Genomic DNA, 11,297 nt, shown 5'->3' on the forward strand with positions numbered 1-11,297 from the left:
ACCAGCAGGTGCATTTGCTTTGACAGTGCCAGCGAGGCGGGGTTCCGGGTGGTCGCCCCGGACATTCGGGGTTTTGGCGAAAGCGGCAAACCCGATCCCGTCGAGGACTACACCCTGCTGCACAGTGCCGGAGATGTGGTTGCGCTGCTGGCTGCCCTGGACGAGCCAGGTGCGCTTCTGGTCGGGCACGATCTGGGTGCATGGATTGCGGCTTATGCTGCAAGGCTCAGGCCAGACCTGTTTCCGGCCCTGGCCCTGATCAGCACGGTCGTCGGCCCGCGGGAAGCGCAGCGTCCCAGCACGGGCTGGGCAGCGCTGGAGGCGCAGTTTGGTGGCAAGTCGCACCACCACTACTTCCAGCAACCGGGTCTCGCCGAAGCCCAGCTTGATGCTGACATCGCCAAGTCGCTGCGGGGCATTCATTTCGCCATTTCAGGGCAGGCCACGGGAGCCCAGCGCTGGCGGCTGTTCGTGAGGCCCGGTGAAACCGTGCTTGATGTGTTGCCGGATCCCGGCTTTACCCCATCATGGCTGGGCGAAGAGGCGTTCGGTGAATACGTCCGGCAATACAGCAAAGCCGGGTTTGTGGCCCCCTTGGCACACTACCGCTGCCGCGATCGCAATTGGGACCTGACCGCCGCCCTGGCCGGGCAACCCGTGACCCAGCCCGCCATGTTCATCGGCGGCGCGGCCGATCCCGTCATGGATCTGATGCATCCACTTTATGATGCGATGGAGCAGACTTACCCCGGGCTGGTCTCCAAGACCCTGCTGGAAAACATCGGCCACAGCGCGCCGGAAGAAGCCCCGGAAGCCGTTTCGAACGCACTGGTGGCATTCTGCACGGCGTATGGGTTGAAGCATTGAAGGATCGGCCGCCCAGACGATGCGCCCGACGGCAATTGCCACTTCCTGACGTCGGCACACGACGAATCCGCACAATCCGTTCAGCAGATCGCAACCCGATTACCGGTGCGGATCCCGAGGCCAAGCGGGACGGAAAACTGCCATGCGAATGATTGAAAAGGTGGTGAGCCCTGCTGGGTTCGAACCAGCGACCTACTGATTAAAAGTTCATATTCAATAGCTTAGCAGAAATTCGCTCTGCAGCGCTATAGTTCGCAATTTCCGACAGTTGGGCCCATCTTGCCGCCAACACCGGATCGCTAAAACACGCAGCAGTTCGAGGGCTTTTTATCCCTCTTGCTTCCACTGTGCTGACGAAAATTCCGCGTACAACAACTGATATCACTTGGGACTCCAGCGGTTCTCTTGTCTGGGATCTACGCAGAAAATCGCACTTCTTCCTTTCTATACTATAAATCAATATGTTGCTTGACCATCCTGGTTAATCTGAGCAGCTGTCCGTCACGATTACATGGCAACGGCAGGTGCAGAATGCCCAGACTGACCAAACGAATTGTGGAAGGCGCAACGCCCAAGGTCAAAGAGTATTACCTTTGGGATGAGGACATTCCGGGCCTGGGCCTGCGTGTGCTGCCTTCAGGTCGGAAGCAGTACATTGTGCAGTACCGGGCGGGGAGACGATCCCGGCGGATCTCGCTGGGGCCACATACCGTACTGACCGCGGAGCAGGCACGCGCCAACGCCTTGGCTATTCTAAGCGATGCACGGAGCGGAAAAGATCCCGCAGCCGCCTGCGAACTGCTGGAGCATGCCCCTTGCCTGCCCGACAACCCTTGGGTAATCACAGGAATGCTGCCGGGTGCCCGGCTAACTGATCTTCAGCCCTTCTGGCAGAGGGTGCGTGCCCGAGCCGGTCTGTCAGAGGTTCGTATCCATGACCTGCGGCACACGTTCGCCTCGACGGCGATTGCGGCTGGCCATTCATTGCCCATCATCGGGAAGCTGCTGGGGCATACTCAGGTGCAGACTACCGCGCGCTACGCTCATCTTGCCGCTCAGCCGGCCATGCTGGCAGCTGAATCCATCACAAAAGTCCTGGACGGCGCGCTGACGGCTTAACATCGGTGTCGAACTTTTCGAAATGTGCCTGGTGGGGTTGGCAACAAGTGGGACATCACCGGCACTCTGCTGGGCGGTCGCTTGGCCGCCGCTGTAGTCTTCGCCCTGATCCGCCGCAGCTACCTTGCCGATCTTGCACAAATGGCCCCCGCGAAAGTCTGACACATAAACCATATTGCTGAACTAACTTAGGCTTATGTCCCGGTGTCGGCTTGGCGCTCATTCTCGCTGCGGCGGAGACTTTCCTATCCGAAAACCCCGCGAAAAGAAGCCTAAAGAAACGTTTTTTATGATATGCACTTTTACAGAACCGAACTGATCGCGATGTGGTGATAGCCGAGGTCACGGGCGACGGCTTCGTGGATGACTTGGCCTGCGTGTACGTTCAGCCCAGCGGCGAGGTGGGGGTCGCTGCGCAAGGCGGCTTGCCAGCCATGTCCAGCTATCTTCAGGGCGTAAGGCAGCGTCACATTGTTGAGGGCATAGGTGCTGGTGCGAGCGACCGCGCCCGGCATATTCGCGACGCAGTAATGCACAATGTCGTCGACAATGAAGGTTGGATCCGCGTGCGTAGTGGCGCGGCTGGTTTCGAAGCATCCACCCTGGTCAATCGCAACATCGACCAGCACGGCCCCCGGCTTCATGGTCTTGAGCATGTCGCGGGTGACCAGCTTGGGCGCGGCGGCCCCCGGCACAAGCACCGCTCCGATGACCAGATCGGCTTCGGCAACCTGCTGGGCAAGGCTGGCCCGGCCCGAAAATAAAGTCCGTGCGCGCCCGGCGAAATGGGTATCAAGCCGCTCCAGCACGGCGGCGTCCCGGTCCAGAATCGTGACATCGGCGCCCAAACCGACCGCCATTTGAGCGGCATTGAAGCCAACCACGCCGCCACCGATCACCACAACTCTGGCGGGCAAAACGCCCGGCACACCTCCCAAAAGGACGCCGCGGCCGCCGTGCGCCTTTTCGAGCGCCGTTGCCCCGGCCTGGACGGCCATGCGGCCCGCCACCTGGCTCATCGGTTTTAGCAAGGGCAAGGAGTTATCGGGGGCGGTCACGGTTTCATAGGCAATTGCCGTGACCCCGCTTTTGACGAGGTCAGCCGTCTGCTCGGGATCAGGGGCAAGGTGGAGATAGGTGTAAAGGATCTGCCCTTCCCGCAGCATGGCACGTTCGCCCGCCTGGGGTTCCTTCACTTTCACGATCATTTCGCAGGCGGCGAAGATTTCCTGCGCAGTGGCTTTTATCGCAGCGCCAGCAGCGATGTAATCGGCATCGCTGGCACCAATCCCGTTACCAGCACTACATTCGACCCAGACTTCGTGCCCATGCGAAACCAGTTCACGCACGCTTTCCGGCGTCAGGCCAACGCGATACTCGTGATTCTTGATCTCTTTGACTGTACCAACACGCATCGCGCACTCCCTTGTTGCGAACGCTTTTGCGCCGCAGTGAAAAGCCTGAAATTTGCTGTTCCGTGGCTCGTTAACCACACGGTCGGGTCAGTTGGGCACCAGCAGTTCTTCCCGCACGATCTGACGCGATTGCAGGCGGCGGGTGATGATCCCGTGGCGCCGACGATCCAAAGGAAAATTCCATGCCAGCGCAGCCATCGCCAGGTGGAACAACAGCGGAATGCCCAGGAAGATCGCGGCCAGTCCCCAATTGGCAAAATCGGTGTTGGGCTGGTTGACCCGGTATCCGACCAGTTGCAACAGGTTGAAGGCCACCGCGCCGCCCAGCGCCATGGCGATCTTGATCAGGACCATCTGGACCGCAAACAGATTGCCCGCCTTGTTCGTCCCGCTTTTCATGGTGTCATAATCAATGACGTCGCCAAGCACCGCGCCGGGCAGAAAGTTGGCCGGAGCCATCAGGAAAGCCTGCACGATGACCAGCGGAAAAAGATAAGGCAGCGCCTGTTCACCCTTGGGCAGGAGCAGCGCGATCGGAGCCAGCAAGGCTGCTGCGCCAATACAGAAAGCCCAGACCCGGTGACGGTCGTACCGCGGCAGTATCCGCGACCATAGCGGCAGCGCCATCACCTGTATCAGGAACAACAGCCCCATGATCATCGCGAACCATTCGTCCAGCTTCATGTAGTAGCTGTAGAAGATGAAGGCACAACCGACGAACACACCCTGGCCCAGTCCCCAAAGCGTGACGATGGTGAAAAGCCTGCGGGCCGGCAACGAGCGCAAGATCGTCTTGCCGACGCCCCTTAGGGTAGTCGGCTTGTGGTCAAGCTTGCGCCCCTGCGGGACCAGCCACAGGCACAGCAATACGGCAACCGGCATGGAAATCGCATAGACCCAAGAGATCAGGCTCAATGCCGCGCCATCAACCTTGGAACTGCCGCCGAACATGCCCAGCGTGATTGGCACCAGGTAAAAGGTCAATGCACCCGCGATATTGAAACCCCCGACAAACATCCCGATCCGGGCCCGTTCGTTATAGTCCCGGCTTAGTTCCGCCCCCCAAGCAGAACGCGGCACTTCGAACATGGTAAAGCCAGTGTAGAGCACTTGCGACCAGATCAGGAAGTACACCCAGGTAGCATCGCGGGGCGGCGAAAAGAGCTGAAACACGGCAATCACGCAAAAGATGATTGCCGCTGCAATCCAGGGCTTGCGGCTGCCGAACCGGCTTCGCGTGCGATCGGACAAATAGCCCATGACCGGATCATTAAGGGCATCGATCACCCGGCTGAGCCCGGCCACGGTCCCAATCTGGGCTAGGGTGATGGCCGTGTTGGCAGCGTAGTGAGTGGGCAGCACGGTATAGACGGCGCCCGCGACCAGGGCATGTGACATTGCCGGCAAGCCGAAAGCGACCAGCTGCGTGCCGGACAGCGATCTATTGTTGTTACTCTCCCCGCTAGCCACGCTTCACTCCATGCTTGTTTCGTGCGACGCGCGGGCCGTCTATCGTGAGTTCACGACCGTTTGCTGCTGAATTCCGAGACCTTCGATCCCCAACTTAATTCGATCGCCAACCTCTAGAAACAACGGCGGCTTCTGCCCCATTCCAACGCCGGGCGGAGTGCCGGTGGAAATCACGTCGCCGGGCATGAGAGTCATGAACTGGGATACATAACTGATGAGAAAGGCCGGCTTGTAAACCATGGTCGAGGTCGAACCGTCCTGAAAACGCTTCCCGTTGACTTCCAGCCACATATGCAGCGCGGTCGGGTCCGCAATCTCGTCGCGGGTTACCAGCCATGGCCCGATCGGCCCGAAGGTGTCGCAGCCCTTGCCCTTGTCCCAGGTGCCAGACCGGTCCAACTGAAATTCACGTTCGGACACATCGTTGATCAGGCAGTATCCGAACAGATGATCCATGGCCTCGGCTTCGCTGACATATTTGGCGCGACGCCCGATGACCAGGCCCAGTTCGACCTCCCAGTCCAGCTTGGTCGAGCCGCGCGGCTTTTGGATGTCATCGTCCGGCCCGCAGATTGCGGAATTGGCCTTTAGGAAAACCACCGGCTCTGGCGGCACCTCGGCGCCGGTTTCACGCGCGTGGTCAGAATAGTTGAGGCCTATACAGACAAATTTGCTGACACCGGAGACGCAAGGACCAATCCGCGTTCCGGCTTGAACAAGAGGCAGAGATTCCAGGTCAATGGCCCCCAACCCCAGATCATGCCCGCGCTCCAACGCAGCGCCGTCGATGTCGCCGATCAGACCTGATAGATCGCGCATGCCTCCCTGGCCATCCAACACGCCGGGCTTTTCCGAACCCGCAGGTCCATGACGGAAGAATTTCACGCGCAGTTTCCTTTTTCGCTTGTTTGCAGGTTCAGATCGCCCAGCCACCGTCAATGATATACGTCTGCCCGGTGGTGAATGCGGCCTCGTCGCTCGCAAGATAGCGGGCCATCGCTGCGATTTCTTCGGGTCGTCCCAAGCGGCCCATCGGTTGGCGCGCGCGAAAATCGACCAGTGCCTGTTCGTAATTTCCGGTTGCACGTAGTCGCTCTTGCAACGAGGGCGATTCAACCGTTCCGGGGCAGATCGCATTGCAGCGGATACCCCGCCCGACGAAATCGGCAGCGATGGACTTGGTCAGGCCGTTTACCGCAGCTTTTGTGGTGGAGTAGGCAAAGCGGTTCGGCACACCCTTGATCGAACTGGCGACCGAGGAAATGTTGAGGATCACCCCTGCTTGGCGGTCCAGCATGGCGGGTAGGAACGAGCGGATCATTTGGTACATCGAAGTGACGTTGATCCGGATCGCCGCATCCCACTCAGCAGGCTCGCACTCCAGGATCGAGCCAGCGTGAACGAAGCCAACAGCGTTGACTAATATGCCGACATCGGGATTGGCCTGCGCTGCCGCAGCAATTGCCGCGGGATCAGTCGCGTCAAGCTGCAACGGGACTACTCCCGCTAGATCGTCCAGCAAATCGCGGTTGATGTCGGCTGCGATGACCTTAGCACCAGCGGCACAGAATGCAGTGGCGATTGCGCGCCCAATTCCCTGACCTGCTGCTGTAACCAGAGCTACTTTGCCATCCAGAGCCGACATCAACCTTTTCCCTTGTTTCCTAACCGCAGTATTGATCAGAACCGGTGGTTCAGATCGACACTGAAGGTCCGCCCAGACGTTACCGTCTGTGCGCCGTTGTAGAAGTAGAACTGGGGGACATGCTCATCGAGCAGGTTCTTGACCCCAACCGTTAGCCGCGTTTTATCGCGCAGCTCCAAGCCAACTTGCAGGTCGATCTTGTTGTAGGCCGGATAGGTTTTGCTGACCCCCACGTAGTCTCCCAGCATGCCGCCCCATTCAAAACGGAACACACCATTGGCAACGAAATCTACGCTGTCAGACATGGGCGCATCTACTGCAAACATCCCCTGGATCGATCCCCGCCGAGTGTAGGGCAGCATCTTGCCATCGAGGGTGAACGCATTAGGACGGCCTGCATTGACCGTGGCCTTGTCGAACTTTGCATCCAGAAGGCCCAATGAAATGCCGCCGGTGAACCATGAAGTGGGCCGCGCCAGCATTTCTAGCTCAAGTCCCTTGGTCTTGCTGGTGCCAACGTTGGCATAGTAGGACTGCGCCAACGGCGTGGACTGCGTCACCAGGACATTGTCCTGAGGCATATAGAACACCGCACCGTTAATCGAGAGCTTGCCGTTCATCATCTGTGCGCGGAAGCCCGCTTCGTAATTCTTGGCGGTTTCTTCGCGGTATGGAATTGTATCGGCAGAGACTGGCGTAAGGTTAAAGGCGCCTGGTCGGAAACCCGTACCGTAAGTCATGTAGAAGTTGAGTTGTTTGCTAGGCATATAACGCAACGTTACGGTCGGAGAAGTAAAGTTAAACGTTGCTTCCGAATTCAAGTTATACGTGGGGAACGTAGAAGAAAAGGCCGCGTTCGCGATATAAGCCAAGGTCGGATTGGCAATTGGCTTGATACCAGACAAGAAGGTGAGGCGCTTACGGTCGGAATTGTAACGCAAGCCTCCGCTCAAAGTAAGTTTCTCAGTTAGATCGTAGGCAGCGGTAGCGAATACGGACTTTGAATCGGTGTAGATCGTTGTCCCAGGCTTTGGCCCGCCAACAGGAACAGTTTGCACACCAAGTCCAAGTGGCATGCGCGTCACTACATCGACATTGAATGTGTAATCGCTGTTAACATCGTAGCCATAATGCTCGTTGAAATAGGAAGCACCGAGCATCCAGGTAAACGGCCCGTCCTGTTTTGAGGTGACCAAGGCTTCGAGATAAGTATCCTCAACCTTGTCTGTCGGTGAGGCGACGCCCTTTATGTTATAAGGCGGTCCAAGATCTGTTTGGTCAAGATCATAGATCGCGTTGAAGCGATATTCCCGATAACTGCCATTGACTGCAAAGGTTGCGAAACCGGCATCATACTCCGTTTTTACAAAGAAGTACGCATTCGACTTTGCTGAAGTCGATCCAGTATCACGAAAAACCTGCGCAAAGGTTTCCTTCTTCGAAGGCATGAAGGTGAGGCCGTTGCCGGTAATGCCGTTTGGCGCAAAGGAGATCAGCGAAGGTCCGTCGTACTCTTGGTATTCGGCAAGGGCTTCGACGGTGAATTCAGGAGCCAAACTTGCACGAAGAGTTCCGCGCACCCCTTTGTCGGTCATCGCGCCAATGTATTCATTAAGGGTGTCGTTCTTCATTTCAGAGCGTGACTGATTAAAATGCCAGCCCGTTACCCGAAGCGCGACTTTATCTGAGATGGGCAGGTTGATTGCGCCTTCAAATTCGCTGCGGCGATAGCTGCCGTAGGAAGCGCGAATATAACCGCCCAGCTCCGCCTTGGGCATGGTAGCGATGATATCAACCGTGCCGCCCAGCGAACTCCGGCCATAAAATCCACCTTGAGGCCCGCGGAGAACTTCAACCTGTTCGATGTCTACTTGGGCACCGAGGCTTTGGCGATGACCGCCCGCGTAAAGGCCATTGCGATAAACACCCACATTTGGCTCTGCCTGGGTATTGACCAACTGCATGCCGCGAATGTTGATGAACGTGTTGAGCCCGTTCGCGGAGTCTTGAATAACCGCATTCGGCACCAGCCCGACAATCTCGCGAATGTTTGAAATGCCCTGATCGCGCAGCATGGTACCGTCGACAACGCTGACAGTCGCAGGAACTTCTGTCAGGATCTCCGCGCGGCGACGTGCCGTAACGACGATCGCATCCGCGCTTTCGGCCTTTGCCGTATCCGTTGCTTCTTCTGCCCGGGCGCCCGTGCCTGCGAATGCCGAAATGCATGCTGCCGCCAACAGGGACGACCGAAAATTCACCTTCGCCACCATCATCCTCTCCTGTCCCATTTCGTCAGCGAATTCTCAGTTAATGTGATCGCTGATCATTTTGGATGTTGAATGCAGATTCGTTTGATGTCAACACTGATCACACTGAAGGCACCCGGTAACGGTTGCGCCCTTGAAAGAAGGGATGCACGTTTACAGGAATTCGCCGATCCATTTTGCGGGGTGTAAAAACATGCAATCGGTAGTCGAAACAGCTGAACAGGTTCGCCAGGGAAAGCTTAAGGCAGTTGCGCGGACCCGTGATGCACTGGACGCAATCGAACGGCTGAATGCGGCGATAAATGCATTTGTCATGCTCGACCCGGAAAGCGCTCTGGCAGCGGCAGAGCAGATCGACCGCAAGGTCGCCGCGGGCGAAGATCCAGGCCCCTTCGCCGGCGTGCCGATCGGGGTGAAAGACATGGAGGCCTGCGCCGGGTTCAGGATGACCCAGGGCAGCTGGTTCCTGCGCGATGCTCCACCGGAGAAGTCCGACTCCCGCCACGTCGCCCGGCTGAGAAGTGCCGGAGCGATTATCGTCGGGACCACTGCCTGTTCCGAATTCGGGATGGATTCGGCCACGACTTCCAAACTGTGGGGAACCACGCGCAATCCGTGGAACCTGGAGAAGACCCCCGGCGGCAGCAGCGGGGGGTCCTCTGCAGCAGTCGCCGCTGGGATGGTGCCACTGGCTACCGGAACGGACGCCGGCGGATCGATCCGCGAGCCAGCAGCTTTCACCGGCATCATCGGCCTGAAGCCGAGCCACGGCCGTATTCCGAAAATGAACGGCTTTGCCAACTGGTCAGTCCATGGTGCCCTGACCCGCACCGTGGCCGATGCGGCGCGTCACCTTGATGTCGCGGGCGGTCCGCATGATGGAGACCGCCAGTCGCTCCCGGCCTTTCCCGGATCGTTCGAGGCCAGCATTGAAACCTTGGACGTCAAAGGCCTGCGCGCCACCTGGACGCCGGATTACGGCTATGCCCCAGTCGAGCCTGAAGTGATCGAGATTGCCCGCGAAGCGGCTCAGCGCCTGATCCGCAACGCCAAACTGGTCGAACGAGATGTGCCTTTCGCCCCAGTCAACATCTATCGCCATTTCGGCGCGATCATGGGCAGCACGCTGGAGGCGGACTTCATCAGGGACGGCATCCTGCCCGATGGCTTCGAAATGCTGTCAGCACCCGTGCAAAGCCTGATCCGCAAGATCCGCGCCCGGCGCGACGAAATCGATGTCCAGAAATCCTGGCAACAGGTCTATCTGCTGGAGCGGCAGGTTGCCGATCTGTTTGCCGAAACCGATCTACTGATGTCGCCTGCGACCTCTTGCGCACCCTACGGCGCTGATGAATTGGTGCCAGAGGTGATCGACGGGCGAGATGCTTCCGAAACCGGGGCCGAACCGTTTGGAATGCTGGCCAATGCGTGCTGGAATCCATCCATTTCCATCCCCGCAGGGTTTACGGCGGCAGGACTACCGGTCGGCCTGCAGATTACGGCGCGGCGGCACCGTGACGATATCCTGCTGCGGCTTGCCCGGATTGCCGAACTGACGGCACCCTGGCCATTCCCGCAAATGTAAGCACTTTTCACATGACGCGAGGCTATTTCCCGACTAGTCCAGCCTCGCCCGCCGCAGCATCGCGATCGGGCAAAGCTTGAACGCTTGTGCAAGTCGTGCTTGAGGCGTTGTGGGCCCGGGCATCGAAGCTGCAGGGCGGATGGGAAATTGAAGATGCTTTACCGCTACCGCCTGGCCACTGGGTGCACCCCGGCATGACCGGCAAGTCCGCATCCGCTGCGGCCATGAAAAGCAAGGCCGCTGAACCCTATCATAAAGGGAACGTCCCGGCGCGACTGATGGAAGCGGCAGAGCGCATCCTTGAAACCGAGATGGTTGAGGATATTACGGCACGTCGACTGTGCCGGGAAGTCGGCGTTACTTCGGCCAATTTCTACAATCACTATCCCAGCCTGGAATTCCTGCTGCTGGAAATTGCCGCCAAGGGCTTTCAGGCGCGCACCCGCATGATGCGAAAGCTGATCAAGAGCAACCTCTCGCGGGAAGAGGCCATGATCGAATGCGCGGTCAAAACGGTGGAACTCAGCCTCAAGCAACCGCAACTGTTCCGCATCATGTTCGGATACAGCAAGGAACCGACACAAAGCGCAAACTACGTGAAGTACGGAGACGAATCGCTCGCTGTACTAACGCACATCGTCTATGGTGAAGATATCTTCCGCACGGATGATATCGCTTGGTCGCACGAGCATTGTCAGAAGGCCTATGCCTTCTTCTCGTTCATTTACGGCCTCGCCGTGGCCATGTCGACGAAGATGATTTCGAACCCGCATGGCACGCGCAAGTCGATGATCGCGATCATCGAAGACGTTACCCGCGCATACCTGCGCGGTCTGGACGGCTAAGCGCCAAACCGGCTGCCAGAACCGTGATCAAGACGCCGATCGCGCCGGACTGGGGTGCGGACCGGGGTGCGTCTTGCGGTG

9 protein-coding genes are annotated in these 11,297 nt (G+C 58.4%); 4 read left to right on the forward strand and 5 right to left on the reverse strand.

The features are described from left to right. Positions 1-12 precede the first annotated feature (12 nt). On the forward strand, positions 13-867 hold the full coding sequence (locus RSE16_04970) for an alpha/beta hydrolase (GenBank protein ID WRH77301.1): 855 nt from the start codon (positions 13-15) through the stop codon (positions 865-867). Between the two features lie 531 nt (positions 868-1,398). After that, positions 1,399-1,986 carry an integrase family protein gene (locus RSE16_04975; protein ID WRH76822.1) on the forward strand — a complete coding sequence of 196 codons (588 nt, stop codon included), beginning with the start codon at positions 1,399-1,401 and terminating at the stop codon, positions 1,984-1,986. 302 nt (positions 1,987-2,288) lie between these two features. On the opposite strand, the gene ald is transcribed toward RSE16_04975, so the two are convergent. The 5 genes from ald to RSE16_05000 all read right to left on the reverse strand — a co-directional run bounded on the left by ald (position 2,289) and on the right by RSE16_05000 (position 8,792). After that, on the reverse strand, positions 2,289-3,401 hold the full coding sequence (ald, locus tag RSE16_04980; GenBank protein ID WRH76823.1) for an alanine dehydrogenase: 1,113 nt from the start codon (positions 3,399-3,401) through the stop codon (positions 2,289-2,291). Positions 3,402-3,488: 87 nt separating this feature from the next. Beyond that, positions 3,489-4,871 carry an MFS transporter gene (locus RSE16_04985; protein WRH76824.1) on the reverse strand — a complete coding sequence of 461 codons (1,383 nt, stop codon included), beginning with the start codon at positions 4,869-4,871 and terminating at the stop codon, positions 3,489-3,491. A gap of 39 nt (positions 4,872-4,910) precedes the next feature. Beyond that, the gene (locus RSE16_04990) at positions 4,911-5,756 is read right to left on the reverse strand and encodes a fumarylacetoacetate hydrolase family protein (protein WRH76825.1); all 846 of its coding nucleotides are present in this window, start codon (positions 5,754-5,756) and stop codon (positions 4,911-4,913) included. Positions 5,757-5,787: 31 nt separating this feature from the next. After that, positions 5,788-6,516, reverse strand: coding sequence for an SDR family oxidoreductase (locus RSE16_04995; protein ID WRH76826.1), 729 nt, complete (start codon positions 6,514-6,516; stop codon positions 5,788-5,790). 35 nt (positions 6,517-6,551) lie between these two features. Further along, complete coding sequence (locus RSE16_05000) at positions 6,552-8,792, reverse strand: TonB-dependent receptor (protein ID WRH76827.1); 2,241 nt, start codon at positions 8,790-8,792, stop codon at positions 6,552-6,554. A gap of 187 nt (positions 8,793-8,979) precedes the next feature. Here RSE16_05000 and RSE16_05005 point away from each other — a divergent pair, with 187 nt between their 5' ends. Together RSE16_05005 and RSE16_05010 are read left to right on the forward strand one after the other, a co-directional pair. Further along, positions 8,980-10,371 (forward strand): amidase, encoded by a 1,392-nt coding sequence (locus RSE16_05005; GenBank protein WRH76828.1) that lies wholly within the window; start codon positions 8,980-8,982, stop codon positions 10,369-10,371. An 86-nt stretch (positions 10,372-10,457) separates the two neighbouring features. Beyond that, positions 10,458-11,216 (forward strand): TetR/AcrR family transcriptional regulator, encoded by a 759-nt coding sequence (locus RSE16_05010; protein WRH76829.1) that lies wholly within the window; start codon positions 10,458-10,460, stop codon positions 11,214-11,216. The last annotated feature ends 81 nt before the right edge of the window (positions 11,217-11,297 follow it).

This window comes from Sphingobium sp., from assembly GCA_035196065.1.
Lineage (GTDB): Bacteria > Pseudomonadota > Alphaproteobacteria > Sphingomonadales > Sphingomonadaceae > Sphingorhabdus_B > Sphingorhabdus_B rara.